At 59.5% G+C, this 26,613-nt stretch carries 21 protein-coding genes and 3 pseudogenes; 7 read left to right on the top strand and 17 right to left on the bottom strand.

Features of this window, described 5'->3' with window-relative positions; translation table 11 throughout:
* Window positions 1-737 precede the first annotated feature (737 nt).
* Together FEZ63_RS07955 and FEZ63_RS07950 are read left to right on the top strand one after the other, a co-directional pair.
* Window positions 738-1,046 (top strand): annotated as a pseudogene (locus tag FEZ63_RS07955) (FAD-dependent oxidoreductase); the annotation flags it as partial.
* Between the two features lie 65 nt (window positions 1,047-1,111).
* Entirely contained in the window at window positions 1,112-1,822 is a 711-nt protein-coding gene (locus FEZ63_RS07950) for a polysaccharide deacetylase family protein (RefSeq protein WP_162419703.1), read from the top strand.
* 510 nt (window positions 1,823-2,332) lie between these two features.
* On the opposite strand, the gene FEZ63_RS07945 is transcribed toward FEZ63_RS07950, so the two are convergent.
* The 4 genes from FEZ63_RS07945 to repA all read right to left on the bottom strand — a co-directional run bounded on the left by FEZ63_RS07945 (window position 2,333) and on the right by repA (window position 6,399).
* Window positions 2,333-2,530 (bottom strand): WGR domain-containing protein, encoded by a 198-nt coding sequence (locus FEZ63_RS07945; RefSeq protein ID WP_244622700.1) that lies wholly within the window; start codon window positions 2,528-2,530, stop codon window positions 2,333-2,335.
* A gap of 324 nt (window positions 2,531-2,854) precedes the next feature.
* On the bottom strand, window positions 2,855-4,003 hold the full coding sequence (repC, locus tag FEZ63_RS07940; RefSeq protein WP_150943116.1) for a plasmid replication protein RepC: 1,149 nt from the start codon (window positions 4,001-4,003) through the stop codon (window positions 2,855-2,857).
* Window positions 4,004-4,174: 171 nt separating this feature from the next.
* Window positions 4,175-5,191, bottom strand: coding sequence for a plasmid partitioning protein RepB (gene repB / locus FEZ63_RS07935; protein ID WP_150943114.1), 1,017 nt, complete (start codon window positions 5,189-5,191; stop codon window positions 4,175-4,177).
* Window positions 5,188-6,399 (bottom strand): plasmid partitioning protein RepA, encoded by a 1,212-nt coding sequence (gene repA / locus FEZ63_RS07930; protein WP_150943112.1) that lies wholly within the window; start codon window positions 6,397-6,399, stop codon window positions 5,188-5,190. Before repA ends, repB begins: the two co-directional genes overlap by 4 nt.
* A gap of 640 nt (window positions 6,400-7,039) precedes the next feature.
* On the opposite strand from repA, the gene FEZ63_RS07925 reads away from it, so the two are divergent.
* Together FEZ63_RS07925 and FEZ63_RS25135 are read left to right on the top strand one after the other, a co-directional pair.
* Entirely contained in the window at window positions 7,040-7,240 is a 201-nt protein-coding gene (locus FEZ63_RS07925) for a hypothetical protein (protein WP_162419702.1), read from the top strand.
* A 281-nt stretch (window positions 7,241-7,521) separates the two neighbouring features.
* Window positions 7,522-7,992, top strand: a complete 471-nt coding sequence (locus tag FEZ63_RS25135; protein WP_150943108.1) for a hypothetical protein — start codon at window positions 7,522-7,524, stop codon at window positions 7,990-7,992.
* A gap of 993 nt (window positions 7,993-8,985) precedes the next feature.
* On the opposite strand, the gene FEZ63_RS07910 is transcribed toward FEZ63_RS25135, so the two are convergent.
* On the bottom strand, window positions 8,986-9,879 hold the full coding sequence (locus FEZ63_RS07910) for a recombinase family protein (RefSeq protein ID WP_150943106.1): 894 nt from the start codon (window positions 9,877-9,879) through the stop codon (window positions 8,986-8,988).
* A 614-nt stretch (window positions 9,880-10,493) separates the two neighbouring features.
* Between FEZ63_RS07910 and FEZ63_RS07905 the strand changes: the two genes are divergently transcribed.
* Complete coding sequence (locus tag FEZ63_RS07905; RefSeq protein WP_275552341.1) at window positions 10,494-11,639, top strand: RHE_PE00001 family protein; 1,146 nt, start codon at window positions 10,494-10,496, stop codon at window positions 11,637-11,639.
* 1,103 nt (window positions 11,640-12,742) lie between these two features.
* On the opposite strand, the gene FEZ63_RS07900 is transcribed toward FEZ63_RS07905, so the two are convergent.
* The 11 genes from FEZ63_RS07900 to FEZ63_RS07850 form a co-directional block, all read right to left on the bottom strand.
* Window positions 12,743-14,257, bottom strand: a complete 1,515-nt coding sequence (locus FEZ63_RS07900; protein ID WP_244622739.1) for an FAD-dependent oxidoreductase — start codon at window positions 14,255-14,257, stop codon at window positions 12,743-12,745.
* A gap of 84 nt (window positions 14,258-14,341) precedes the next feature.
* Window positions 14,342-15,052, bottom strand: coding sequence for a GntR family transcriptional regulator (locus FEZ63_RS07895; RefSeq protein ID WP_150943104.1), 711 nt, complete (start codon window positions 15,050-15,052; stop codon window positions 14,342-14,344).
* On the bottom strand, window positions 15,049-15,783 hold the full coding sequence (locus FEZ63_RS07890; protein WP_150943101.1) for an N-acetylmannosamine-6-phosphate 2-epimerase: 735 nt from the start codon (window positions 15,781-15,783) through the stop codon (window positions 15,049-15,051). The genes FEZ63_RS07895 and FEZ63_RS07890 overlap by 4 nt, the downstream gene beginning before the upstream one ends.
* On the bottom strand, window positions 15,780-16,766 hold the full coding sequence (locus tag FEZ63_RS07885) for an N-acetylglucosamine kinase (RefSeq protein ID WP_150943099.1): 987 nt from the start codon (window positions 16,764-16,766) through the stop codon (window positions 15,780-15,782). Before FEZ63_RS07885 ends, FEZ63_RS07890 begins: the two co-directional genes overlap by 4 nt.
* Entirely contained in the window at window positions 16,763-17,782 is a 1,020-nt protein-coding gene (locus FEZ63_RS07880) for an ABC transporter ATP-binding protein (RefSeq protein WP_201274115.1), read from the bottom strand. Before FEZ63_RS07880 ends, FEZ63_RS07885 begins: the two co-directional genes overlap by 4 nt.
* Complete coding sequence (locus FEZ63_RS07875; RefSeq protein ID WP_150943094.1) at window positions 17,766-18,776, bottom strand: ABC transporter ATP-binding protein; 1,011 nt, start codon at window positions 18,774-18,776, stop codon at window positions 17,766-17,768. Before FEZ63_RS07875 ends, FEZ63_RS07880 begins: the two co-directional genes overlap by 17 nt.
* A gap of 79 nt (window positions 18,777-18,855) precedes the next feature.
* A complete protein-coding gene (locus FEZ63_RS07870; RefSeq protein WP_162419700.1) occupies window positions 18,856-20,337 on the bottom strand; it encodes an ABC transporter substrate-binding protein in 1,482 nt (493 codons plus the stop codon).
* A gap of 81 nt (window positions 20,338-20,418) precedes the next feature.
* Window positions 20,419-21,306 (bottom strand): ABC transporter permease, encoded by an 888-nt coding sequence (locus FEZ63_RS07865; protein ID WP_150943091.1) that lies wholly within the window; start codon window positions 21,304-21,306, stop codon window positions 20,419-20,421.
* Complete coding sequence (locus FEZ63_RS07860) at window positions 21,303-22,226, bottom strand: ABC transporter permease (RefSeq protein WP_150943089.1); 924 nt, start codon at window positions 22,224-22,226, stop codon at window positions 21,303-21,305. The genes FEZ63_RS07865 and FEZ63_RS07860 overlap by 4 nt, the downstream gene beginning before the upstream one ends.
* Before the next feature lie 15 nt (window positions 22,227-22,241).
* Window positions 22,242-23,213, bottom strand: coding sequence for a Gfo/Idh/MocA family protein (locus FEZ63_RS07855; RefSeq protein ID WP_150943087.1), 972 nt, complete (start codon window positions 23,211-23,213; stop codon window positions 22,242-22,244).
* Between the two features lie 454 nt (window positions 23,214-23,667).
* Window positions 23,668-24,063: an SET domain-containing protein gene (locus FEZ63_RS07850; protein WP_244622697.1), complete on the bottom strand. Its 396-nt coding sequence runs from the start codon at window positions 24,061-24,063 to the stop codon at window positions 23,668-23,670.
* Window positions 24,064-24,186: 123 nt separating this feature from the next.
* On the opposite strand from FEZ63_RS07850, the pseudogene FEZ63_RS07845 reads away from it, so the two are divergent.
* Window positions 24,187-24,590, top strand: a pseudogene (locus FEZ63_RS07845) (IS6 family transposase); the annotation flags it as partial.
* A 473-nt stretch (window positions 24,591-25,063) separates the two neighbouring features.
* Here the strand turns inward: FEZ63_RS07845 and FEZ63_RS24950 are convergent.
* Window positions 25,064-25,312, bottom strand: coding sequence for a hypothetical protein (locus FEZ63_RS24950; protein ID WP_244622738.1), 249 nt, complete (start codon window positions 25,310-25,312; stop codon window positions 25,064-25,066).
* Window positions 25,313-25,847: 535 nt separating this feature from the next.
* On the opposite strand from FEZ63_RS24950, the pseudogene FEZ63_RS07835 reads away from it, so the two are divergent.
* Window positions 25,848-26,602: pseudogene (locus FEZ63_RS07835) on the top strand (IS5 family transposase).
* The last annotated feature ends 11 nt before the right edge of the window (window positions 26,603-26,613 follow it).

The following is a 26,613-nucleotide window of genomic DNA, read 5'->3' as shown; positions in this document are numbered from 1 at the left end:
GTGTGACGCGGATACGCTGGAGCGGTCCAATTGATTACGTGAATCGGTCGGGGCTGATCGATTCACGGTCGGAATGAAACAGCGTCATTGCTGTGTCACCTCGGCGCGATACGCCTCGCGTGGTCGTTTGGCCGCGAGGGACAGGAGGCGGCACAGATGCACTGGCGTTTTCCAGTCGCCTCACCCATCCGGGCCGCCGTGGGAGTGGCGCAGAGGCAATTTGCCCATTATCAAATCTGCACGACCACCTCGACATTGAAGTCCGGATTCTCCCGACTTCCGTCGCGAAGCGGATACCCTGCTTGATCCGACAGGATTCGGGTCCGTCCGACGTGATAGTCATGCGATCCATGATCGTGACCGTGAACCCAAAGATCGGGCTGCCAGCTTTGAATCATGCTCGTAAGATCCGATGCAAAGCGGGAGACAAGCTTGAGCCACGGTGACGATCTTGGATCGATCCGGGGTGAGGTGCATGATGAGTTACCACGACCGTCGCACCATCGAACGGCACGGCCAAGTGCTTCTCAATAAAAGCGAGATCCGACCGGTGAAGCATTTCAGCGTGAGAAGGGGAAAATCGCTTCGTCGATCCGCGTTGTGCGATCTGGATCAAGCGATGGTCGTTCAGCTGTTGAAACGCCGAAGTTTTTCCGCTCGGTGGATGTTCCAAAACGGCGTAATCCGTCCAAAGCGTGGCGCCGATCACCCGGACGTCACTGAAGACAGCGATGCCAGTCGCCGCCTTTGCTTACGCGGTGGACCAGCTCGCAGCACTTTTCGGCGCGGATGTCCGACGCAGGCTCCGCCCGCTTGTCGCCTCGAATTGGAGCCGAATGGAGTATGTGGGAGGCGCCTATAGCTACGCCCTGCCGGGGCGTGCTGGCGCGCGGGGCGAGCTGGCCCGTCCGTTCGACCAGCGGCTTTTCTTTGCCGGCGAAGCGACCCAGCGTCACGATTTCTCGACCGCCCATGGCGCTTATCAGAGCGGGACGCGGGCTGCCGAGGAAGCAACCGCCGCACTCACGCGCTCTCAGGCCCGATGAACGGGCACGCCGACCCAACGGCACCTGAGGAATGATCGCCTTCGGACTGCAGGGATCCCAACATCGTGCTGCAAATCGAGCATTACGAGTTGCTGACGCCAGAAGGCGCCAAGGGCGAGTTCGGGACGTTCACGTCCGATTACCGAACCTGGCCGTATCGCCAGTACGGCAATCGCGTCGGTTTCTATCGGGTGCTTGAGATTCTCGACGAACTGGCGGTTCCTGTCACGGCAGCCATTGGCGCGGGAGCCATCGAGGCGCATCCCGAGATCGTCACGGAGATCGTTTCGCGCCGATACGAGATTGCCGTGCACGGCCTGACTGCCAATCGCATGATCACGAGCCGGATGACCGAAGACGAGGAACGCGCTCACATTCAACACTCCCGCGACGCGCTTCGTACCACGTTCGGGGCATCGCCTCGAGGCTGGCTTTCGGCACACACCTCGCACGTCCGCGCTTCTGCGCGAAGCAGGCTTGTCTACACGATGGATTGGGCGAACGACGAGAAGCCCTACCGACCCCTCGATGCAGGGGGCCTGATCGCCCTCCCAGCCCCCAGCGGATGGGACGACGTGCAGACGCTCTGGCTCCGAAAGCTGTCAGCCGATCGCTTTCCGAGGCTCGTCTCCGACGCGATTGACGCGCTCGCACGTGCGTCGGCGATGAGCGCCCGGGCCGTTGCCATCGGCATCCACCCTTGGGTTTTCGAAGCCGCGCATTGCATCCGCTATCTTCGCGAGACCCTCGCCGTCGCGGGACGGGTCTATTCGTGACTCGGGCTTCTGCCACCCATTCCGGTATCGTGGAGTACGACGTCACCGATTTCGACGAGTGACGTCGAGGAGTGCCCGCACTGCCTCTATCATGTCGCAGCGCTATCCGGCAGATCGTAGAGCTATGGCGCCCGGTTTTCCTCATCCCGGACGAGACCCGCTAAGCCCCACGACCGTGCTGCCCGCGAAACACAAGTGCTTGATCCAGCAAGGGTTAAATTCGCTTAAGGGAGTGAAGTGACTGCATTCTACTTCCGCTGACGGGCTTATGTGCGCGTACAAATGCACTTCCGGCGTCGATTGGCCGATCCCCGCCCGCGTCGAACCGGTCGCCGCGGTCAAATTCGCGTTCGCGCGCCGGAAACTCCGGAGATGAGCCATTACCAGGCCGAGAGACTCCGATAAGGAGAATGCCGATCAGGTTTAATGTCAAACCACCTCATCATCGATCATTAAGACTTCCTTCACTTTCGCAAACAATTGGGAGAGCGCTGAACTTCCCAGCGTTGCTCAACCTCGCAACGTGTAATCCCTTTTTTGTTTGCGTCGAAGCCAGATCGCGAGTGCTTCCGCAGCCTTGGTCCGATTGTTATGGTTCTCGACCCGCCGCTGACCTCTCCTGCCGATGCATCCCCACTCGCGGATGGGGGTCTGTCTCCGAACAGGCTTGGTTCGATTGCAAGCACATAGAAGCGCGCCATGTTGCAACTCGGTTCGCAGCGATCAAGAACCAGGTACTGGATCATTCCTCGGACATGCCCCAATTTCATCCGGGTGCTCCGCCGGCATCCGGTGAAACCCTTGAATCAGTTTGCCTCAAACGATTCACTTTGGTGATGCAAACGCAAACTCCCCTGGCGTGTTCGTGTGTCATGCCTCTCACCCGATAAGCACCGAATTTATCACGCCTTTTCTTTCCGCACCGTCTGGAATTCCCAGTTTATCGACCTGCCTCGCCGAAATCGGGTTTGCTCATGATCTGCCCCCCTCCCCGGTTGGCGTCATCACGCAGATCGATATGCCGGTCGACCATCAACTCATCCTTCGCCGGCGCATGGCGAGCAGCTCAACTTCGAGGTCGATTTTCCCGGCTTTGACCATGCGAATAAGCGCGCGGAAGTAGCCTCCCGGATTCTTGATCCGATTGCCGCCGCTGGAAACATCATCGTCGTAGATCTGCAGCACGTAGATGACCGCAATGGAGGCCCTGACCGCGCCGATTTCGGCCACGGCCTCGTTCCAGGCGCTTTCATGGGCGCCCAGCGAGGCGCGAAGGAACCGCCCTGCCCTCACCAGATCGGGCACATCCCGGATCGGTTGGCCGAAGTCCGCCAATGTCGGGCAGGCTTCAACGATCACAGCCGGTGATAGATGCTCCAGCGGTTGTTCGGCTTGAAGAACGGCCCCAGCTTTCTTCGGAAAGCCGTTGTTACAAGTCTCACTAGGAGATTTATTGTCTGCTTTATTGTGCCGGAATCGGATTCCGCCACTGCCCGCTTCATAGAAGGTTTCTTCGGTGTGATCCCTGAGGCTCTGCCACTCTTCGAGAAGTCTCGATGGCAAGGTTCGGGTCGAGCGCTTTGGCGTCCTCCCCTGCAGGTCCTGGAGGCGGACTTCGAGCTCAGAGCGGTCAACGCTCGGGAAATGCTGCGCAAGGGCGCCCAGCGCCTCCTCTGTGGCTCTGCGGCAGATCGTGACGTCGTCGAAAGCCTGCTTCTGCATCTGACGCAGCTGCTTTTGCTCAAGGACGAGCGCTGCCCATTCGCCACGGCGGGTGTAGAGCGGTGTCAGATCGAAGCCGAATGCGTCAATGATCTCGCCAGATAGATCCTTGATCGCGTAGCGTTTGCCGTTGGGAGAATCCTTCGGGACGATCAGCTGGAGGTCGGTCAAAGCCCGAATTGCAAAGCGGATCGCCCGTTCGGTCAGCCCGGTCCGGCTCTCGAGGTAATCGTTCGACGGCCACACGAGCAGCCGGTCCCAGGCCTGTTCGCCCCAGCAAGCGACCAGCTCAGACAGCACCAGGCGGAGGGTCGGGCGCAATTCGAGCGCCTTCTCTGCCTCCCGGCCTGCTGCCGATAGTTCTTTGCGGGTCACTGTACGCCCTGTCTCGAGCGCAAGTTTCCGCGCGGCCAATGCAGCATGTCTCAGCCGCCGGCCTCCAGATGATGCCAATTGCACCGTACCCTCCCCTTCTGAGGGCAAAGCAGGACCGTTCACCGAATCAGTGTCTTGACACCCGAATCATCAGGATGGCATAAGGGGGAAGTGAGTTGCCCTTGCCGTCCTTGGTGAGGTTCCAAAGGCCTCGAAGTGTCCAGCTTCGGGGCCTTTTGCTTTACCGCGGTTACATTACGACGTCCCCTCGCCCCTGCCCTTCGCAAACCGCTCAGCCAGGATTGGAAGTTGCTCGGCAAGAAAATCTGCGAATGCAGCATCGAATTCCTTGTCGACCATGATCTTCAGCTCCCGCCCACTCTGTGTGATCTGAGCGACCTTCTGACCTGAAGCCGTTGTGACACTCCGAGGCTCTCCCTTCGAAGTATCCTGTGGCTTCGCAGTTGCTGCAGAGAGCACTGCTAGAAAACGAGCGTCGGTGTCGCGGCGTTGAAAATCCGCAGACTGCATCGCCGCCCTCGCCGCTGTCATTGCCGCTGGTGACGACCTCAAAGCATCCGCTAACGCTTGCCAGCGTGGACGACCGACTTTGGGAGCCCGGCCGATGGCCTCGATGAGGTCAGCTGGCAGCGCCTTGGCAACTGACACAAGCTTGGACGCTTCAGCACGGTCAATGGATAGTGCATCCTGAACGACCGAACGTTCATGTCCGGCGTTCTCGAGACGGGCGGCAAAAATAGCTCGTTCAATAAAACTGAGGTCCTGGCGCGCCGAGTTCTCGACGCCCTGTGCAACGACCAAATCCTCGTCGGTCAAGTCTCGGACGACAGCGCGGACCGGTATCGCTAACTCGCGCGAGGCACGAATGCGTCGATGTCCGTAGGCGCTCTGGTAGCGTCCCTGAACCGCCGGATGCGGCCGCAACAGAACAGGCACCTCTTGCCCGCGCTGTTGAATTGAAACTTTTAAGAGCTCGAAGCCTTCTTCATCCTGATCTTGGAAGCGGTCCATAATCGGGGATGGATCTATAAGGTTTGGGTCAATCTCTCGTATCGTCAGACTGGATGCCAGCTTTGCTCTAAGATCCTCATTCTCTCGCTCGGCGGACGAGAACGATTCTTTCATGGATCGGACGGACCCAGAGGACACGCGAGGCAAGGGCGCAGGTTTGTTGTCAGCTGACAACGACTCCGGTGCCTCGCCTTGAGGCGCTGTCAGCAATGATCGAATTGCGTCCATGCGCTTGCTCATCGCCCCCAAACTCCTTTGATCAGGTCAAGAATCTCGGCGTTGACGGCATCCACAGACTCCAGCGCTCGGTCGTAAGCCGCGCGTCCGACCGAGCTGCGGTCGAGTTCGTAAAGCGACTGCTTGGTCAGGCCGGCATTGGCAACCGCAGTGGACTTCCATGCCGTCGACTTGAGCACGTCGGAGCCAAACAGGTTCCGCAAGAGTGCGACGATCTGAGTCTCAGGCACATCATTCGGGTCATGTCGGGTGACAACGTACCGAATGAAGTCGTGGTCCAACCGCCCGCCCGCCTCTTCAACCACCGTGATAAGCTCTGAGGTCATAAGGAGGAACTGGTTCATCGAAGCTACGTCGACCATCTGAGGATGGACGGTAATCAACATGGCGGTCGCGGCGTTCAGGGCGCCAAGTGTGAGATATCCAAGCTGCGGCGGACAATCGATCACAACAACGTCGTACTCGTTGCCAACTTGATCGATTGCCGAGGCTACCCTCCGGAAGAAAAGATCGTGACCGCGCGTATTCCGCTCGATCATTGCCCGGGGGGTATGGTGTTCGAACTCCATGAGCTCAAGATTGCCAGGCACAAGATCAATGCCGTCGAAATATGTCTTGCGAACGACTTCGCTCATCGGACGGCGATGTTCATCGTATCGAATAGCGCCGTACAATGTCTCGTTTTCGGCGATGTCGAACTCTGGTTGATAGCCGAACATCGCCGACAGTGACGCCTGCGGGTCGAGGTCGATTGCTAGAACGCGGATTCCCTGCAGCGCGAGATACTGAGCCAAGTAGAGCGATGTCGTGGTCTTGGCCGAGCCGCCTTTGAAATTCGTGACGGCAATCACCTGAAGTTTGTCGTCGTGTTGCCGTCCTTGCTTAAACGTTAGCGTCTCGCGAGGCCGGACATCCGCGAGGTAGTTGCGCATCTCGTTGATCTGGGCGAGCCGGTACGAGCGGCGGCCGCCTGTACCGATTGTCGGGATTGGGCCTTGCCCGTCCAGCGAAAGTTGGCGCAAATACCCGTCAGAGACGCCCAGAATTCGCGCCGCTTCTCCAGACGTGAAAGACCGCAGGCCCTTGCTTGCGGCGGGCGGAAAGAGGGCGGTTCCGAGTTGACGCAATTGCGCAGACAACACGCCGGCATGTCGCGCTATTCTTTTAGAAGTAGTCTCGCCGGTGGTTTGCTTTTCCGCCTGCTGCGCCATCTGGTTCCCTCAAAACGGCTTCTGTGCGTTTGACGCTCAATTGCCGTCTTCACTTATGGCCACGATTCGGCAGAACGAACAAGAGTTTTAGTCCTAACAAACTGTTAACGGTTTTTGCCACCGCGTTGTCAGCTGACAACGATCACTAGCGCGCCCTCGGCTCAGGCTGCGCGGCCCCGCGAACGCGCGGGTAGGTAGGCGAGGGTAGGTGAGGCCATCGAGGCCCGCTTCGCGCCCGGGTAGGTGCCGATGAGCCAACGTCACATCGGTCTTCCACCGATCGGGCTGATGGACGACGGCTGCTCTCAAATATACACGCCGTATTCGATTTGAGGAGGGCCGCCGTTATGCGTAAGAGTGTAGGCCTCTCCGCGAAAGAAGAGTTCAGTCGAGAGAACCGGCGGCGCCTTAGCGGGCCGGGCCTCCGGACCTTTCTCGCCGCGGCCAACCAATGGGGCCTCTCTGAGGAGCAGCAAATTCGCATCCTCGGAATGCCGCTCCACTCAGTCTACCAAGCCTGGTGCAGGAAAGCGCAATCCGATCGGCCGCTGATTCTAAACGCCGCGCCCTTATGCGGATCTCGGCTGTCCTAGGCATCTACGGATCTCTCCAGGTTCTCCATGAGACGAGGGAGGAGGTGATGGAGTGGCTACAGGCTTCTCACGGCGCTGCCCCGTACAACGGCCGGGCTCCCATCGCGCTCATGGCCACCGGATCATTGGAGGATCTGATGGCCGTCCGGAGTTTTCTCGCGGCAGCTCAACAAGGCGCCTACATGCCCCCAAACGAGACGGATAAGGGTTTTACGCCATACCGGGACGAGGATATTCACTGGTCGTAGGAGCCCATGGGGAGGGGTGATGGCTCGAGTTGCCGGTGGGCAGCTTCACGTAATTGAAGCGGATGGGCGTGACAGAATAGGGCCCTGGAATGCACGGAAAGGCGAGGGGACAGCAATGAGCGTGTGGGATCATATCAGGTGCGAGATGCCCCTTCCCGAACCTCGGCCGGCTGAGGGTACTGTGTTCATGACGCGCGATACACCCAGTCAGTTTTTTGAGGACTACACGATTTCAGGCGACGGGCGCCTGGTTCATCACCGCAGGGAGGTGATCCCAGAGGATGAGCGGCCTCACCGGGACCGGTCCAGGCATCCTTGGGAATTCCTTTGGCGCATGGCGCCGTGCTCCAGACTGTCACGAGGAGATTCCGTTCAACGGCGATCTAACCTTTACCGACCTAAGCTCCGCTTCGAGCCTCGCTTACGTCGCCTGCTTTATCGATGGTCACTGCGTCAGGATCCTGACGGAAGATCAGCACAAGCGGCTCATGGAGGCCGGCCGGCGACTGGTACTTTCGGACAATATTTTCGAAGACTTGATGCGAGACGGTGAACCTAGTGTTCGCCGAAGCAAGCCATTTGCCCCGACAAAGCCGGAGGAGGTGTATGGGATATTGCATGACGGACGAGAGCCCGTGCCTGTCGAGAACATGCGACCACGCGATGTGCGGCGCGTCCTGTTAACGTCGGAAACCCCAGACGACATCTTGCACCTGCTAAAGGACGAGTTGGATAAGTTGGACCCTGAATAGGCGCGCAAAGTTCAGGGACGCGCTTACTCAGTCGCAATCCCAGCACACGCCCGAGGAACAAGCGGAGCTGGAAAAGAAGTTCGAGCCATAGCCGGGTTGGACATTGAGGACTGCGGGTCAGGTCACGAACCGGTAGGGGAGGGGCTCTTTCTCGGGTGTTGGCGGCTGGATCCGGACATGAGCCGGAGCGTCTGCGCTATCCGGTCAAGCGACAACCGAAACCCTGTCAGGGACAAATATGGTTAACTGAAGCTTAATAGCTCAAACGGCGATCCCGTGTGCGATACGGTTGAGCAGAATCTTCACCTCGCGCGCGCCCTCAGCAGAGTCCAGAAGCTCGCCAGGCTTGGGAATCCTCTGTCCTGGATCCAATATCGCGACTTTCCATGGTTCCGGGTACTATAGCAGCACAGACGGAGCCAGCACGCCGATGAGCACCTATGATTGCCTGAAATGCGAGATGCCCCTCCCGGAGCCCGTCCTCCGGAGGGAATTGTCTTCCTGACCCAGGATACCGATGCCCAGTGGACGGAGGACTAGACGATTACGGCGGACGGTCGCTTGATCCATCATACGATCGACATCGAGGAAGCGCCCCTGAGGAGAGACCGCGAGGCAGTGCCGAAGGGTTCAAGTGCATCGTCGGTGCGCCGCGCGCGTTCCGGCTGGAGACGTCGAGATCCCGTTCAACGGTGACTTGGAGTTCTACGGGAGGGGTCGTCATGGCACACGCTACACGTACATCGCCTGCTTCATCGATGGTCGTTGCGTCAGGATTTTGCCAAAGGACGAGCATCAGAGGGTAATCGAAGAGGGGAGGCGATGGTCGCTGACCCGAGATCTTCCCAAATTGTCTGACGAAGCGGTGAGGGCTGTGGGAAGCGGCGACCCAAACCCGCCACGCACGCTTGGCGCGTTGAAAGGTCAAAAGCATCAGCGACGATTTCGGTGATCCAGAAAATCTCGACTGCTGAAAGGCGGGTGGATTTCAGGTCAATGTAGCCCCAGTTGTCGCGCTCGATCGAGTTGCTGCTTCACAGATGACGCCGACCACTGGGTGCCACCGCGTGGCGTCCGTTCCCGCATTCGTTCGAGCTGAGCTGCAATACCCCTGAGGGAGAGGTTCGGGTCGGCCATGGCGATGCCAGCCACAAGGGTCATAAGGCGTTCTTGCTGGGCGCGGGGAGGGGAGCGCTTGAGCAAACTAGCGTCGGCCATCCGCTCCGAAACCATCTTGCCCACCGCGCGGCGAAGTCGCTCGACCGTCCATTCCTGACCGCTGCCGTTCAGAACGCGTGTCACGTCCCCCCAGGTATGGGCAGGCCGCATCCGCCTCACCGTCGGCATCCACCGATCGGCAGTCTCGATAATGTCGTCGAGATAGGCTTTCCGGCGCGACAGAGAGAGTTTTCGAATGGATTCCGGCCGCCGTTCCTTCATCGCGCGGCTGCCCAGGATCTTTCCGCGGGCCTTTGCGGCCCTCAGGCCAGCTTTCGTGCGCTCCGAGATGAGAGAGCGCTCAAGCTGTGCAACGGCGCCTAATACCTGCAGCGAGAACATGCCCTGTGGGGTCGAGGTATCGATCGGGTCCCGGATCGATTTAAAATGGGCCCGCTTTCTCTCGAGCCCCTCGATCACCTCTAGGAGGTGGCTCACTGACCGGGCAAGACGGTCGAGGCGAACGACGACAAGAACATCGCCGGGCCTGATCTCTCGCAGGAGTCGGGCTAGCACGGGCCTTGCTCTGGAGGCGCCAGAGCCGTGCTCCTGGTGGATGACTGAGCAGCCCACTGCCTTGAGTTCAATCATCTGGGCGTCGGTCAGCTGTTCGTCGGTCGAGACCCGGGCGTAGCCGATCAGGCGCTGCTTTGGGGGAGGGGAGGGCATCTGAGCATCCAAACTGGTGGGCCGATGATTGGACGTACATCGTGAATCAGCTTTCGGAGCATTTGTACAGAGTCGCTTAATACCACAAGATGACCGTCTCTAGACGTAGCTAGATCCCGTTCCTGGCTACATAACGGCAATCTGTGGCGCCCGCGGCCGTGCTGAGGGACGATTTCCCCTCGCGGAGGCGGCCAGATGGGCCAAATCACGCCTTCGTATGCCAAGTGCAGGGTCATCTAGGACTCTGCAGGAGATCTGAGGAAAAAGCGTCAGTTCTGAGGGGCACTCGGTGATATGGAGTCCTCCGTAACAACGGCGTGTTTGACTCCGCTAACTTCAATCCTCCTCGTTGCTTATCAACAGTTTAAGGACCGATCCAATTGACGCTGTAATCGGATGTATGGTCGATTGTACAGCTCGGAGGCAGCACTGTCCCGCTCGAGCTGCCTCTCGGCAGCCGATCTGGCGTCCTTGGTGAGCGGGGTGGGGGTTGTAGCTATGGGGTGGATCAGTTTGATTGCAGTCGCTGGGCCTGCTGGTCGTCCAACCATTGCAGACGCCGCACCCATCTGCATGCCACTCAATGTTCTCCTGACATCATCGCGCTTCGGGTCATGCTGACGTTCACCGACGAACATTCTCCGCCGGCAGTGGAGTTGCCCTCCCTTCCTTGGGAAAGGATCGCGGGCCGACTTGAGCAGGTTAGCATCGCGGTGATGAAGCTCGATGCGCGGCTCGACGCCTCCGGCCTGGCGACGGGATGGCAATCACGCTGTGACATGACCGAGGCAGTGCGAGCGCTGATCCTGGATGGTCATCTCGTCGATATCGGCGACGTCGTCCTGCACGATGCCGGCATGGATGTGAGAAGCCCCACCCATGAACTAACCCGCGCCGCAACCGCCCTGCGCGCGAGACGTACGGTTCTTGCACGCAAGGCACCGTGGCCGATTTCAATCGATGGCCTTGCGGCCTTGCGTGGCATCATGCCGACAACCGGGGAGGGGAGGGAAGTGCGCTCTGATTTTACCCCTGCTGACGGCGAGGGTGAGCGCGATGAGGATTATCCGGCCTTCGCCAATGACGCCGATCCATGGAGGGCGCAATTCGCCGATATTGATGCCCTGCTTGCGCGAACCAGCAAGGTGTTGGCCGGCGAGACCCCGATCCGGAGCAGCCGTTCACACCTGGTCTATGACCCCGAAATCGACGAGGGGCAGAACGAGGATCTCTGGCTCGATCTGGTAAAGCGGACCGCGCCCTGGCCGGCAGTTGCCGCCGCGGCGATGGCCTGGAAGGCGTGGCTCGATCTCAACCTCTATCCGCGCCAGCCCTGGCTCGGCTTTATCATGGCCGGGTGCATTCTGCGGGCCCGCGGCCTGACTGGACATCTGTTGCCGCTGGCCTCGGGGTTCAGGGCCGCCAAGTTCCGGCCGCAGGGAAGGGAAGGGGCCCCCGAGATCGTCGCCGGCTTCTGCGCCGTAATCGAGGAGGCGGTCGCGCAAGGGCAAAAGGATCTCGAGCGTCTGATCCTGGCGCGCGAGACCATGGACCGGGTCACGCGTACCTGCCGCAGCAACTCGAAGCTGCCGGAGCTGGTCGAGCTGTTTCTCTCTCGTCCCCTGGTGACCGTGGCGCTTGGGGCCAAACTTCTCAAGGTGACGCCCAAGGCAGTCGATCTGATGCTGATGCAGTTGGGCGGTGCGCTGCCACGCGAACTCACGGGTCGCCGCCGCTACCGCGCCTGGGGGATCGTGTGACACTGGACGGTCCTACCTAGCATCGATCAAGCCTTCGATTTTGGGGCGACATCGGGTGTCTGACCTATTCTCAGAGCTTAAAGTTAACAGCTTCAAATCCTGTCCCCGCAACCCTCTTGGATTGTCGTGCGACAAAACCAGGATTCTCGTGGTCCAGCTTTTTCTACGCCCGGAATCCGCAGCCCTCACTCGCCGAGCAGTTTGAGAGGCTCGCTGCCTGAAGCCAAGACACCGCCTCAACCATTCCCTCGCCTCCGCTCAGATTTGCGACACAGCCCGCCTGGGGGATCGCCCAGTCACAGACGTTGTCTGGATTCGGGGCGGGCGTGAGCGACAGCGAATTTCAGGTGGAGGAGGCTGCAAAGGCGGCGCGGTGGGCCGAGGGATGTCGACGGCACGACGCGTTCCATCGTCTTAGATCTCACCTTGGAAATTTCTTTTCGTGCCGCTCAATGACACGATTCGAAAGGTTCATCTCAAGCCTACGCGACCGACCCTGACCCACTTGGTCAATGAGGTCCATGCCAGGTGTACTGATAAAAATCTGCCGTTACCTGATCGTAGAACAGTGCGGTCAAGGGTTAAAGCGATTGATGCCCGTGTAAGAGGCCCGAAGCGCGGGGAAGCCGCAATCATCAAGGACACGACGGCAACTCCCGGCAAATACACAGTCAGCCGTCCGCTCGAGGTGATTCAGATCGATCATACTTTCCGATGGGACGTTTTTTTGGGAACGAACATCTTTCAACGTTGGCTGCCGTTTTAAGGTCGAAAACAGCGGCGCACTCAGAGTGCGCTGCTGTAGCATTGACATCTAAATTGAGAAGGCGAACCGGCCACTTGTCTCACTATTGATGTCCAAAGCGCCAGAAACACCGATATTCTCATCCCAAAATGTCAACTGACAGCTGCATGGTGCGGGCCGTCTCGTGAAATGCGGTGGCTAGGCAATAAGCGCGAAACTCTTCGGGCATGAAGTCCGGGGGAAGCGTCAAGAACGGCCCCGTTCCGTCAACTTGCAGCCGTAAGCGTGCTGCCAAACGGCAAGCCGCGCACGGCGTCCAGGACGGCAATAAATCTTGCTTCGCTGAAGCTAGATGAACTTACGCCGGGAGCCTCTCATTGCCTTGCCAGCGCAGATCCGAGCCCGCTTTCTGCAATAACGTCTGAAAATCTCCCAGTAGCAGATCGCTCTCCTGCACCGACCGCGGATCACAACTGCGTTGCAAGCAAAAGGCGGCAAGGCGCCCTGCCGCTTCCCCTATGGACCATTCGGCGGGATGGACGCGATAGCAGCCATTGGTGATGTGGGTTGTGCCGATGGTTTTGCCAGCCGCAATCAGATTGTCGACCCGTTCTGGTATGAGCGCGCCAAGCGGGATCTCGAAGGGGTGGGCCGCGACGTCGAGGTACGGATCACCTTCCGTCGTTGGATGAAGGTCGATGCGATAGGCTCCAGTTCCCACGCTGTCACGGTAGTGAATAGCTCCAGCATCGCCGCGCGCGGACACCGCCAAATCCTGCTCGACCACTGTCGTGACCGCGCGAAGTCGACGGGATTCGCGGATGTAGGGCGCTTGCGCAAGGCCGTCTCCGGTGCCCAACACGTCCGGGCGCAGCCGAAGACCCGGATAGCCGACGTTTCCATTTGGACGAGGCGCTTCGGTCTGCAGCCAATAAAAGAGCGACAAGCTTAGCGCTCGGGCGCGCGCCTCATGGACTTCGGTATCAGGAACACCGAGGAGTGGACCCTCTAGGTAGTCATTCATGGGCCAGTTCACGAGGGTAACGTCGCTTTGGAAAAACCTATTTGTAAACAGGCTCCGATCGAGAATTCGCCGATAGCTCCAAAGATCCGGATGACGCAAGGCCTCCTCATGGGATTCGTGATCGGCGATATTGGGCCGGAAACGTGGAGTCGTCGGCCTCAATGTGCGCGGATTGGGATAGGTCCAACTAAGCAGAGGCCCTGTCCAGCCCGGCGGTGTGACATTGCGCCAATGGTCGTAGTCGACAGGACGATCGATCACATGGTGTCCGTCCACATGATCCATAGCGAAGACGATTGTCACCGCTTGCATCGCGAGTGGTCGAGAAGCCGCGGCGGCGCTGGGCTCTCCTGTATCGGATGCGGATTCGATCCCGGTCCGATGTTCAACATTCGCAAGCGCCAAGAGGTCACCACGTTCGGTCGCTTCCAGGAAATAGGATGCCTCGACTACGATCTCGGTGCCATCCGCCAGGCCTATGCGCGCGGCCACGACCCGATCCGCATGAGCCTGTGCCTCGATTAACCTCGCCCGCCGATGGACGGTGATCCTGCCTGATGCTTCGTGGGGAAGGAGCATAGCCTCGAGTACTGCCAGAGAGACGCGAGGATCGTGGCACAGTGGCGAGACCCAGCCTCCTCCGGGATTAAGGAATGGGTCCGCGGCTGCATCTCGGGTGAGCGGGTAGTACCGTTGGTAGTGGGACCGCACGCCATTGCGAAACGCCCGATACAAGGCGGTGGATCCATGCGTCTCGATCCACGGATGTTCGTCCGGTGGTACGGCCTGTGACGTCAATTGTCCGCCGATCCAATCGTACGGTTCGACCAGAACAGCGCGGCAGCCCATTGAACACGCGGCAAGGGCGGCAGCTACCCCACCAACGCCGCCGCCGAGGATAAGAATGTCAGTGTGAATGTCAGGCATGTTTATTTACTCACGAAGCGAGGTGTCTCGGCGGATCGTCATGGTGAAATCGTAGCGGTCGCCCCGGTAGGTCGTAACCGTGCGCTCGATGGCGCGATGCCGATGGTCGAAGCCGATGCGGCAAACCTCGAGGAGAGCCGCGCAACGCGGAACCTGGAGCAACCGCGCCTGTGCCGCGCTGGGCACGATTGCGCGCACGTGTTGGCGGGCAAAGACCACTTCCAGGCCGTATTGCTGTCGCATGAGATCGTAGAGAGATCCCGACAATTCCTCTCGCAAAAGGCCTGGGAAGAGTTCGGCAGGCAGATGCACCTGCTCTATGCACATCGGCGTGGCGTCGGCGGTTCGCAACCGATCGATGCAATGCAAAAGACTTCCCGCCGCCAATCCGAATTCATCGGCAAGGCTGACTTCGGCGAGAGTCTGTCCGACCTTGAGAATCTGAGTCGCCGGCTGCAGTCCACGCTCCACCATGTCTTCGGTGAAACTCGTAAGACCGGTACCTTTTGAGATACGGCGATCTGAGACGAAGGTACCCTTGCCTCGCACGCTGTAGATTAATCCGGCATCCGTCAGCTCGCGCAACCACTGGCGAAGACTGGTTCGACTTACGCCGAGTTCCTCTGCCAAGTCCCGCTCGCGCGGCAACATCGCGTGCGGCGGCAACGCGCGCACCCTCTCAGAGAGAGCGTCTCTGATTTCCCGCAATCGGCTCATGCGTCATCACCCAATGTCTCAGGCAAGAGGTGATGGGAACAGGCGCTAACGAGACGACGCGTCAAGGCCACTGGATCGGTGATGGCCCCACCGACAACAACGCTCCAGGCACAGGCGTCGAAGGCCGCGCGCACCTGCTCAGGCGTTCGATAGCGGCCCTCGGCGACCACCGGTACTGTCAGGCGCCGGGCGAGTTCTGCAACAAGTTCAATATCAGGCTCATGCGGTATAGGGCCCAGGGTATATCCGGATAGGGTCGTTCCAACCAAATCCGCTCCCGCCTCGACTGCGGCCAGGGCCGCGTCGACGCAGTCCACGTCGGCCATGAAAAGAGCCCCCGATTGATGAGCCGCCGCGACGAGTTGCTCGGTCGTCTCACCGGAAGCACGGGTTCGGCCTGTCGCATCCGATGCGACGATCTGTGCTCCGGCAGCAGCCAGCAGTTCGACGTCGCAAGCGCGTGGAGTAATGTATACGGCGCTCCCAGGCTCGTCCCTCTTGATCAGGCCGATGACCGGATGGCCAAGGCGCGCAATTGCCTGAACGTCGTCATAGCCCTGAGCGCGAATTCCTGCCGCACCGCCCAAGAGAGCGGCTTCAGCCATCGCGTACATATGCGCGGTAGCCTTCAGCGGGCTTCCCGCTGGTGCCTGGCAAGAAACCACCAGATGTCCACGCAACCTTGCCAGAATGCCTGATTGCGCTCGGCGGCGGAGGGAGCCGGAACTCATTGGCCTGCCCCTCTACTCGCTGCTACCGGCTCCGGATCGCATGCCGCTTCCGTGGCTCGCTCCACCAGGTTCCCGAAAGCGGCGGGATTGGGCAAAGTGATCAGCGCGAGGGCTCCCTCGAGCGGGTCCCCGGGGGCAGAGGAGATCACGGCACGGGGATGCCTTTCGCTCAACGCGTTCTCAAAGGACGCCGCCACGAGATCCCTCGCTGCGAAGACGCCTCCCGTCGCCGCAACGGGAACATCGCTCCGCTCCAAGCCGGCCATGCTCAACGCATAAGACACGGTCTCCGCGAGCGATATGCCTGCTTCCCGCCAGATCGCTCGTGCGGTCTCGTCACCTTGTCGGGCAACTTCCGCCACGTCGGTGGCAAAGGCCGCTATTTGATCTGGCGTCACCACGAGGCTGCGCCACAATGCGGGCATCTCAACTGCCGGACCGAAGCGCTTTTCTAGCGCTGTCAAAAGGTGCCCACTTGCGCCGCCGTCCCGCCCGCGCAGAGCCCGCCGAACACCCTCACGTCCGATCCAATAGCCCGATCCGTGATCGCCGAGCTCCGCCCCCCATCCGTCGCAGCGCCCCCAGCGAGTGACCATGTCCGTGGCAAGGGCCACCGTGCCAGTACCAGCTGCCACGACGGCTCCGGCATGCGTGCCAATGGCGCCGAGATAGGCGGTTACGCTATCGTCAGCGGCCGTGAGAGAGTGAAGCCTGAAAGCCTCGCGAAGTACCCGCGAAAGCTCATCGATGGGCACGGCGTTGCCGTTCAATCCAGTCATCCCGATCCCAACCTGTATTGGCGTGTGCGATGGGATCATTGCGGTCATGACGCTCTGCAAAACGGCGGAAACAACGCCATTCCCGGCGGCTGACCAGTAGCCAGGGGAAACGTAGCGCTCCGTCCGCGTTCCCCGCCGAACGATAACACGGGTACCACCCTGCCCCACATCGATCCCCACTTGAAGGGTCTCATTCTCAGTCATGGCGTCCCCACAGGTCCCGCGGTAGCGACGACCTCCTCTGCGAAGTGGCAGGCTGTTTGTCGACCGGCCACTTCCCTCAATTTCGGTTCATCGGTACGGCACTGCTCCCGCGCCATCCAACAGCGGGTGTGGAAGCGACAGCCAGACGGCGGTGCAAGTGGCGACGGAAGCTCGCCCTTCAGAACGATTCGGGCGGGCCTGGAGACGGCCCAGGGTCGCGGGATCGGCGCTGCCGACATCAAGGCTCGGGTATAGGGATGGGCTGGCGATGCATAGATTTGTCCGACCGCCCCCGTTTCGACGATTCGGCCGAGATACATGACGGCAATCGTGTTGCTCACATGCCTGACTACCGAAAGGTCATGGGCGATGAACACGTAGGTGAGTCCAAGTTCATGCTGGAGATCCGACAACAGATTGAGGGTCTGAGCCTGCACAGATACGTCGAGGGCGCTCACAGGTTCGTCGCAAATCAGGAGGCGCGGCCGCAGAGCCAATGCGCGAGCGATGCCGATGCGTTGCCGCTGCCCCCCCGAAAACTGATGCGGGAACCGATCAGAAAGCGCAGGATCGAGTCCGACTTTTCGCATCAGCAGGGCGGTCTCCGCATTGCGCTCGGTTGCGTGCAAGAGATCCGGATGAACTTGCCAACCTTCGCCAATGATCTGCGCAACCGTCTTGCGTGGATTGAGCGATGCAAAGGGGTCCTGATAGATCATCTGCATGTCACGGGCGAGTTGCCTCCGTCGTTGAGGCGAGGCCATCTCGATCCGTTCTCCAGCAAAGGTGATTGTCCCGGAACTGGGTTTATCCAGCCCGATGATGGCCCGCGCCGTCGTCGACTTGCCGCATCCGGACTCGCCGACAATCCCCAAGGTCTTACCCGGCATCACACTCAAACTGACGCCAGCGACGCTGCTCACTTCCATCAACGTGCGGCGCAGGAAAGTCGATCTCACAGCAAACGTAACACGCAGGTCGTCGATCGAGAGCAGCGGTTCAGGAGACAGGGTCAAGACGAACCACCTCCTCGGCAAAATGACAAGCCGCCATTCGCCCTCCGCTCAGCGCGCGCATGGGCGGTCGCTCGACCGCGCAAACCGGCTTCGCAAAAGAGCAGCGGGGATGGAAGGGGCAGCCGGAAGGACGATCCCTGGGATTGGGCGGAAGGCCCGGAATGGTTGAGAGTGGACCGTCGGATTCATCGAGAGACGGAATCGACGACATGAGTCCGCGGGTATAGGGGTGAGCGGGATGGTCATAGACAACCCTCACCGGCCCTGTTTCCACGATCCGGCCGGCATACATGATCGCAACGCGATCGGTCACGTCGGCAACGACCCCCAGATCGTGGGTGATGAGGAGAAGGGCCATCCCGGTCTCCCTTTGAAGGTTGCCGATGAGTTCCATGATCTGCGCTTGAACGGTTACGTCGAGCGCAGTGGTCGGCTCGTCAGCGATAAGAAGACGCGGTTTCAATGCGATCGCCATGGCAATGACGAGACGTTGGCGCATTCCTCCTGAGAACTGATGCGGGTAAGCATTGAGACGATGGCGCGCATCGGGAATACCGACCGCGTCAATCACATCCGCAGCAGCACTCCAAGCAGTGCGTCGGCCATATCCCTGGCGCACCTGGAATAATTCGGCGATTTGATCTCCGACCGTGAAGACGGGATTGAGCGCGGTAAGCGGATCCTGAAAGATCATGCCCATCTGGGTGCCACAAAGAGCCCGCGTGCGGGATCGGGGAAGACTCACAAGGTCCTCGCCGGAAAATGCGATATGGCCGCCGGATATCTCGGCGTTGCCCGGGAGTAGTGCCATCACCGCTTGCGCGGTCACAGATTTTCCTGAACCGGATTCGCCGAGGAGCGACAATGTCTCCCCGGCTTCCAGCTGAAACGACACGTCCTCGAGCGCGAGAAAGCCGCCGTCGACCCCACCGAAACGCACGGCAAGGGACTCGACTGCAAGAAGTGGCTCATGGATCTGCTTTGGAACGGTCATTGGGCGTTGCATCTCTGAGTTGCGAGGGCGCGAAAGCCTCCGTTGGACCAGGTCAAGGTGACAGGGGCCGACGCGAAGGTCAGTCTTTGCTCACGTTCTCGAACCGCGGCATTGCGTTGGGAGTCGGCTTGAATCCCTTCACATTGCTGCGGTAGACCGCATGCACCATCATATCGAGGGGAAAGATGCCCACCGCCTCGTCCCAGATGAGGCGCCCCGCTGAAGCGTAGAGCTCGGAACGCTTCGCCTGATCGAGTTCTGCACGTGCTGCAAGCAAAATCTCGTCAAGTTTTGGATTGGCATAACCCATGCGCTTGGCTGACGAGAGATAGAGTCGCGCCAGAGTGAAGTCAGCATCACCGGTGAGAGTGTTGCCATCGGTGAGCGTGCTATCCCAGTCGAGTTTCAGAAGCCGGTCGAGCCACGTGGCGCGCTCCAGTTCCTGGGGCGTTACTTTGATCCCGACTGCCGCCCAGTAACTCACCAGGGTCTCCGCGAACTCACGAACTGCGGCGCAGCACTGGCTGCTCCACATCATCGCCGTTTCGAATCCGTTAGGATAACCGGCATCAGCAAGAAGCTTCTTTGCCTTCGCCACATCATAGGCGTAGGGCGTTTGAACTGATGAGCCGAAGACGGCCTGCGGGATCGGTCCCTTCGCCAGACTCGCCGTACCGGGGAAAAGGTCCTTCTGAATTTGAGCGAGATCCACCGCATGCCACATAGCCTGGCGCACCCGCGCGTCGGTGAAGGGCTTTCTCGAATTGTTGAACCACATGTAGTAGTTGGAGTAGGTCGGGAAGGACTCAACGGTGAGACTCTTGCTGTCCTTGACTTGATCGATCTGATCTGGGGGAAGTCCCCACGTGAAATCGATCTCGTTGTTTTCCAAGGCCGTGATCCGGCCGGATACTTCCGGAATATACCGATACTCGATCTGTGACAGCTTTGGCTTTTCGCCCCAGTAATTTTCGTTGCGGACCAGACGCACGAGTTGACCGGCGGTGAATGACGCGACCTTGAACGGCCCAGTGCCATAGGGCGCACTGAAAAAGTTGGGATCTCGAATCTTTGCTGCAGGTGCGATTCCCAGCATCGTGAGATTACTCAGGATCGTGCCGACGGGCTGCGTCGTCTTGATCTTAAATGTCTGTGCATCCGGCGTTTCGATGGCCTCAACGGCTGCCCACAGGCCCGCTAGAGGTCCTTTTTCCGCGATCACACGATCGAGCGACGCCTTGACGTCAGCGCTCGTCATCGGCGAGCCATCGGCAAACTGGATGCCGGACTTGAGATGAAAAATCCAGGTCAGATTGTCCGGGTTCTCCCACCGCTCCGCCAACCAGGGATGGATGGCGCCGTCCCGACGCATGACGAGCGGCTCAAGCACCTCCTGCGTTACCGTCAACGTCGGCTGGTCGGCGGCCTTTGCGCCGAAGGGATCGAGCGACACCACCGCGACCGGGTTGGCCACCCGCAAGGTCTGTGCCGCGCTCTGCGCAAATGCACCCGATAATGGCATACTGGCGGCGGATGCAGCTATGGTCAGTCCGGCAAACATGCCGAGACTTTGACGGTGAAGGTGCAAAATCGTCATTGAAATAACCCTCCTTTGTTGCGGTGCGGGTGCGCGGAAGCGCTATCACCGGGTCGTCAAGTTTGGATCAAAGCGATCACGCAACCGGTCGCCGAGGACGCCGACTGCGATGACAAGTGCGGACAGTACGAGACCCGGCATGGTAGAAATCCACCAGGCGGTCGCGAGGTAATTTCGGCCACTGGCAATGGAAACACCCCAGCTCGGGGTTCCTGCAGGCATGCCGAGACCAAGAAAGCTCAAGGAAGCTTCAGCAACGATAACCAGCCCGAACTGAACCGTCGCCACGACGAGCACCGGGGCAACCAGAGCCGGAAGAATGCAATGACGCACGATGTGCCAGTCGCCGGCCCCGAGGGTGCGTGATGCACTAACGAAATCGCGATTCTTGACCGCAAGGGTCTGCGCGCGTGCGACACGCGCGAAAACCACCCAGCGCGTGAATGCCAGGACAAGAATGATGTTCAAAAGGCTTGGGCCCACAACCGCCGCGACCAGTACCGCGAGAAGGATTGACGGAAAGGCCAGTTGGATATCAGCGAGACGCATCAGGACGGTATCGACCCATCCGCCGCGGTAACCGGCCAACACTCCGAGAGCTGTTCCAAGGATCCCAGCGATGACCAATGTGAGAAAACCGACAGTCAGGGAAATCTGGGCTCCTGCGATCACCTGCCCAAGGAGATCGCGTCCTACTTGGTCGGTTCCGAACAATGCAATGGAACCGTCGCGCAGCTCCGAAAACGGCGGCCGCAGTCGCTGGCTTGTATTTGTAGCCACAGGATCGTAGCGGGTGAGGAATGGTCCGATGATCGCAACGACCACATAGACCACACAGATCAATCCCGGCACAAGCAAGCGCAGATCGATCTTCGATCGAGCGGAGATGGATGACAAAGCGCGAGCTGGAACTGGTGCGGTCGCGGACTTCATGATCCCACTCGCACTCGCGGGTCGAGAAAACCGTAGAGAAGATCGACGACAAGGTTGATGAGTACGAAACCCAGCACCAGAACGACGACACAGGCCTGAACAACGGAATAGTCGCGTGCAGCAATCGAATCGATTAGTAGCCGGCCGAGTCCGGGCCAGGCAAAGACAGTCTCGACGATGACCGCGCCGCCGAGCAGGCCTCCCAGTTCGAGACCCACAATCGTGACGACCGGAATGAGCATGTTCCGCAAGGCGTGTCGCCCGACCACACGGGTCTCCTTCAATCCTTTGGCACGGGCAGTCTGCACATAGCCTTCCCCGAGCACTTCGAGCAGTCCGGAACGTACAAGCCTCACGACCACGCTCAGGAAAGGCAATGCGAGTGTCAGTGCTGGCATAAGAATCGCTCCGGGCGATTCCGCTCCTCCACTCGGCAGAATGCGCAAAGTCCTCGAGAAGATCAGGACAAGCATGATGCCGACCCAAAAGCTCGGTAATGCCTGCCCGGTCATGGAGAAGATCGAAACGACTCGATCGACCCAACCATTAGGCCGAAGTGCCGAGACAATGCCTAAGGGAAATCCAGCGACGAGGGCGACGCAAAGCGAAATGAAGGCCAAGGAAGCGGTCGCCGGCAGGGCGTTTGCAATCACTTGGCCCGCAGGCATTCCAAGCCTGAAAGACGGGCCGAAATCGAACGTTACCATGCGAATGAGGAATTGCAGGTATTGGCTGAACACCGACTGGTCGAGACCGTAGGAACTGCGCAAGGCCGCAATTTGCTCGGGCGTCGCAGATGGGCCCAACATGACAATCGCAGGATCGCCCGGAACAGCACGAATGGCGACAAAGATGATGGTAGCCGCGCCGAGGATGACGACGAAGGACGAAAGCAATCGATGCGCCAGATACCCGCTCACCTTTCGGCTCTTTCCTTACTGCTTTCCAAGTGCCGTTTCGACAGCTTCGACGAGAGCGACCGCCGCACGCCCTTCGCTCCCCGGGATCGGCGAGGGTCCCTTGGAAATCGCTGCGCGAATGAATGCCTCCAGTTCCGTGCGAAGATTGGATGCGCCAGCTCCTTCGCGGCTGGGCCAGAAGTACGTGTCCATGTTGACCGCATTGCCTTCGCGCGGAACCATGAGAAGGTCCGTATGGCTCAAGGTGACCTCGATGGCACCCTTGGACCCAATGATCCGAAGGCCCGCGTCGGCACGGGAGGGCCGACTATGGGGGAGCGTCCAGCTATTCTCCATGGTGGCAATCGCTCCACCATCAAGGCGCAACAACGCGTGCACGACATCCTCCGTGCCAGGAGAGAGCACGTTGCGGCCGATAGCAGCCACCACCTCCGCTTCCTGACCCGTGACGAAACGCAAAAGATCCGCATCATGGACACCCAGGAACCACGCGACGGAAGTTCGATCCCAGATGCCGACCCCTACCGCTTGCGATGTCGAGCGCCACACCTTGGCGTGCCAAATCTCTCCGATATCCCCGGCGCGCACAAGCTCGCGAGCACGGATGACGCGAGGGTCGAAGCGCAGGATCTGACCGATCATCAAAGCATCCGGATCAGGACATCCCGCCATGATGCGATCGCAACTCGCGGTCGAGATAGACATGGGCTTCTCGAGGAGGACCCGCTTTCCGGCCGCCAGCGCCTTCAGTGTCGGCTCCTCATGCAAATGATCGGGCAAGCAGATGGAAACCGCATCCACGTGGTCGAGAAGGTCGTCGAGAGAGCCATATCCAAGGACTCCGAACGTTGCTTCCGCCTTGCTTCGACGGGCGCCATCCGCCTCCGCCACGCCTACAAAGTCTGCCTCCGGTATGGTCTTCAGTACCTGCGCATGCAGATTTCCTTGAACGCCAACTCCCAAGACCCCGATCCGCAGGCGATCCATCGTGTATGCATCCTCTTAGGTGTGAACCTGAATATTATCAGGTATGTACCTACCGATACAGTTCGTTCGCTGTCAAGCCGTCTTCTGGATCGCGGCCAATCGCCATGGGTTCTGTCGCAACCTTGAAGTATAGGGTTTTTTTGCGCTATTCGCCCGCCATGGCGATGGCGCTAAGCCATTGATTTTACAGCATCCGGTCAGTGCGAATCCGCTAGTATCGGCAAGTAAAAACCGAGTTTGCGGCAGAACCCGGCGAAGCCGTGCGCGATTCTGGAGGCGCGGGGATTGTTTTTTGCAGCGTTCGCCATGCTGGGGGAACCAACATCGTGGCCCACCGGCCACGCAATGTTTCAATAATTGTGCAGACGGATCATTTCAAGATCAGCGTCAGGGTCGGCTCACAGACCATCCATGTAGGCTTGTATTTCTGAACAGGTCCACGAGCCTACGTAACTCATCCGGCGGCACCCGGCTCGCATTTCGGGCATTTGCAGCCTTTAGGTGCGATGAATGCATCGAAATAACTCTTGCCGTAATGGTAGGCGATCTCATCACCTGGTCGAATCCGCTTGCGGGCTTTGATCCGAATCCTGCCCCGCGTAATCACAGCCTCGGCGTTCGGCCTGCAACAATGATTGATATAACGGGCAAGGTTCCACCGCGGAGATCCATCGACGGTCCATCGGCTATTCACGGTGAAAAGATACCGTGTATTCCTGCGTTCCTCGACTTCATCATTGGTGAGGCGTGGGCCATCGTACTCGACAATGAATTCGCCCTTCTCGATAAGCCTTGTTGCAAATAGGCCAAGGCCAGTTCTCGATCGCCCCACGCGGTATGTGTCGCCCAACGAGCTACTCCTCATCTCAATGCACCAGATTCCCACTCTTATTGCACAGTCGCCGAAGCGGGAACTGTCGCAAACTCTCCGGTAACCTGCTCCGGCCTACACCCCGGTAAAGTTCGGAGGTGTATGACGTTTAAAGGCCGCCATTTCGATCGTTCGCTGATCTTGCTGTGCGTGCGCTGGTATCTTGCCTACGGACTGAGCCTCCGCAATCTCGAAAAGATGATGGCCGAGCGCTGCATCACCGTCCACCACGCCACCATCCATCGCTGGGTCGTCCGTTATTCACCGGAACTGCTTCAGCGTGTCAATTTGCAAAAGCGTGCTGTCGGCCGAAAATAGCATGTCGATGAAACCTACATCAAAAATGCGCTGAGAATGGAGATATCTCTACCGCGCGATCGACAAATGGGCGATACGGTCGAGTTCTGGTTCAGCGGACACCGCGACCTGGCGGCCGCGAAACGCTTCTGACCAAGGCTCCTGAGCGGCATGGAAGTCCTAAACGCATCATCATCGACGGCAGCCAAATCTTGCATTGACCGCGGAGGCATTGCGGTATTCTCCGTCGGGTGATCGTGCGCGCGGGCACCGCACGGAATGGCATGCGCAAAAAAAAGGCCGGGCACGAGGCCCGGCAAAGTAGAGGTCCGACAAAAGAGTCAAAACCTTCCAGAGGGAACGGCCGACACGGGATCACCGGGAGGAAGAAAGTGATGCCGTGATGAATTCGACCAACGCTGATATCGGATGCATCGTGCTCTTTTGCAAGGCGACGTGCGTCATGAAGCGGCTGCAGCAAGCGCAGGGCCTATCTGGAAGGCGCTATGAACCGATCTACGGAGGAACTGACGGTGGATCGATCGCTCACATCTGGGCCCTCTTGTCAGCACGTCCAATCTCTTCCTTCTACCAGAGCGCAAACCGGCCAATGTTCAGGCTTTCCACTGGGCATGGTTCTGCCCTGCGTCTTCCTCGGCCCGCATGGCCTCCAGACGCGGCGTCATGCCGTCCGGTGCAGTCGCCGGATCGTCTCTGATAAAGCGGCACCCACTCCTGGGATCTCCTGGAGCCGTCCTGCGGCGATTACCTGCTCAAGGGGTTCAACGAGCAACTGGAGGCTCTCCGCAGCCCGGGAGTAGGAGCGTGCCTTGTAAGGGTTCTCTCCTGCGAGCACGAGCCGCTGCCCGATCTCATCCAACAGCCGGGCGACGGCGGGCGCATCGAGGCCCTCAGAGGCTTGGGCGGTCATATCTGAAGGCGGTGATGAATGGACCATTCGCTCGTAACGTTTGGCAGGACCGGGCAGTTTCCGAAGGCGACCTGATGTCCCGCATACCGGATTTTTGTGTGTACGCCCGGATGAGTGCCATCTCGCTGAGAGAACGTGAGCGGACGAAACCAACGCAAAACTCAAGACTTGTCGTGGGCCGCCCATCGTCGAGCCTCACAGGCATTTTAGAAAATCTATGCTTATTGAAACCAAGAGGGAATTTCGTAAACATTACCCAATTGGCGGTTGGTTGGTCTGAGTAGTCCTATGGTTATATCGCAACCTGATGGTAATTCGGGTTTGGCACAATCAGCCATGCCTAGCGCCTTCCTGACGCACCTCGATAAGTTGCGACTCGGTAAGTTTGGCGAACATTTCGCCAAGGCCTTTTTGGATGTGTACTCGCAAAGGGATTTTCCATGTAGGTGTCGATATCCCTAAGGTCTGTACTCAATCACGCCTAGGAATCTGCATTTGAATATGATTCAAGCTCTGAATTGACGGAGCTTGGATCGTGGCGAACGAGTTTTGGTTGAGCGATGCGCAGTGGCTGGCGATCGAGCCGCATCTGCCAAAGAACCAGCCCGGCGCCCGCCGGGTCGATGATCGGCGGGTGCTGAGCGGCATCATTCATGTGCAGATGTCGGGATGCCGGGGGCGGGATTGCCCGCCGGTCTACGGCCCCTATACGACGATCTACAACCGCTGGAACCGGTGGTCGCGGCGCAAGCTCTGGCAGCGCCTGTTTGAGGCCTTGCGCCAACTCGCGCCGGATGACGACTTTCACGCGATTGACAGCACCACCGCCAAAGCGCATCGCTCGGCGGCGGGTGAAAAAGGGGGGCCGAAGCGCAAGCGATCGGTCGCTCGCGCGGCGGCAGGACAACGAAAATCCACGCCGTCTGCGATCCCCTCGGACGCCCCATCGCGCTCGAGGTAAGCAAAGGCCAGCTCGGCGATATCCGCGCCGCGCTCCCGCTCCTCGGCCCGCTGCCTCCAGCGCGACTGTGCGCCGCCGACACCGCTTACGATGCCAACGGTCTGCGGCAGTTCCTCGCCGAACGCGGAACGACGCCCGTCATCCCCAACAATCCGACCCGCAGACGCGTCCATCCCTTCGATCGCCAAGCCTACAAGAGGCGCAACCTCGTCGAGCGCATGTTCTACCGTCTCAAAGACTGGCGCCGCATCGCGACCCGCTACGACAAGCTCGCCCGAAACTTCCGATCAGCCGTCGCTCTCGCCGCCCTCGTCCTCTGGTGGGCATGATTGAGTCCAGA

The sequence above is a fragment of the Microvirga brassicacearum genome (genome assembly GCF_008757455.1).
Taxonomy (GTDB): Bacteria; Pseudomonadota; Alphaproteobacteria; order Rhizobiales; family Beijerinckiaceae; genus Microvirga; species Microvirga brassicacearum.
This window is presented reverse-complemented; position numbering and strand designations above follow the sequence as displayed.

Coding starts and splice junctions, on each gene's coding strand:
- repB (WP_150943114.1), bottom strand. CDS start 5,191: ATGAGCAAGCGCATGGACGCAATTCGATCATTGCTGACAGCGCCTCAA.
- repA (WP_150943112.1), bottom strand. CDS start 6,399: ATGGCGCAGCAGGCGGAAAAGCAAACCACCGGCGAGACTACTTCTAAA.
- FEZ63_RS07925 (WP_162419702.1), top strand. CDS start 7,040: ATGGAGTGGCTACAGGCTTCTCACGGCGCTGCCCCGTACAACGGCCGG.
- FEZ63_RS25135 (WP_150943108.1), top strand. CDS start 7,522: ATGAGCGGCCTCACCGGGACCGGTCCAGGCATCCTTGGGAATTCCTTT.
- FEZ63_RS07910 (WP_150943106.1), bottom strand. CDS start 9,879: ATGCCCTCCCCTCCCCCAAAGCAGCGCCTGATCGGCTACGCCCGGGTC.
- FEZ63_RS07905 (WP_275552341.1), top strand. CDS start 10,494: ATGCTGACGTTCACCGACGAACATTCTCCGCCGGCAGTGGAGTTGCCC.
- FEZ63_RS07900 (WP_244622739.1), bottom strand. CDS start 14,257: ATGGGCTGCCGCGCTGTTCTGGTCGAACCGTACGATTGGATCGGCGGA.
- FEZ63_RS07895 (WP_150943104.1), bottom strand. CDS start 15,052: ATGAGCCGATTGCGGGAAATCAGAGACGCTCTCTCTGAGAGGGTGCGC.
- FEZ63_RS07890 (WP_150943101.1), bottom strand. CDS start 15,783: ATGAGTTCCGGCTCCCTCCGCCGCCGAGCGCAATCAGGCATTCTGGCA.
- FEZ63_RS07885 (WP_150943099.1), bottom strand. CDS start 16,766: ATGACTGAGAATGAGACCCTTCAAGTGGGGATCGATGTGGGGCAGGGT.
- FEZ63_RS07875 (WP_150943094.1), bottom strand. CDS start 18,776: ATGACCGTTCCAAAGCAGATCCATGAGCCACTTCTTGCAGTCGAGTCC.
- FEZ63_RS07870 (WP_162419700.1), bottom strand. CDS start 20,337: ATGTTTGCCGGACTGACCATAGCTGCATCCGCCGCCAGTATGCCATTA.
- FEZ63_RS07865 (WP_150943091.1), bottom strand. CDS start 21,306: ATGAAGTCCGCGACCGCACCAGTTCCAGCTCGCGCTTTGTCATCCATC.
- FEZ63_RS07855 (WP_150943087.1), bottom strand. CDS start 23,213: ATGGATCGCCTGCGGATCGGGGTCTTGGGAGTTGGCGTTCAAGGAAAT.
- FEZ63_RS24950 (WP_244622738.1), bottom strand. CDS start 25,312: ATGACCGCCCAAGCCTCTGAGGGCCTCGATGCGCCCGCCGTCGCCCGG.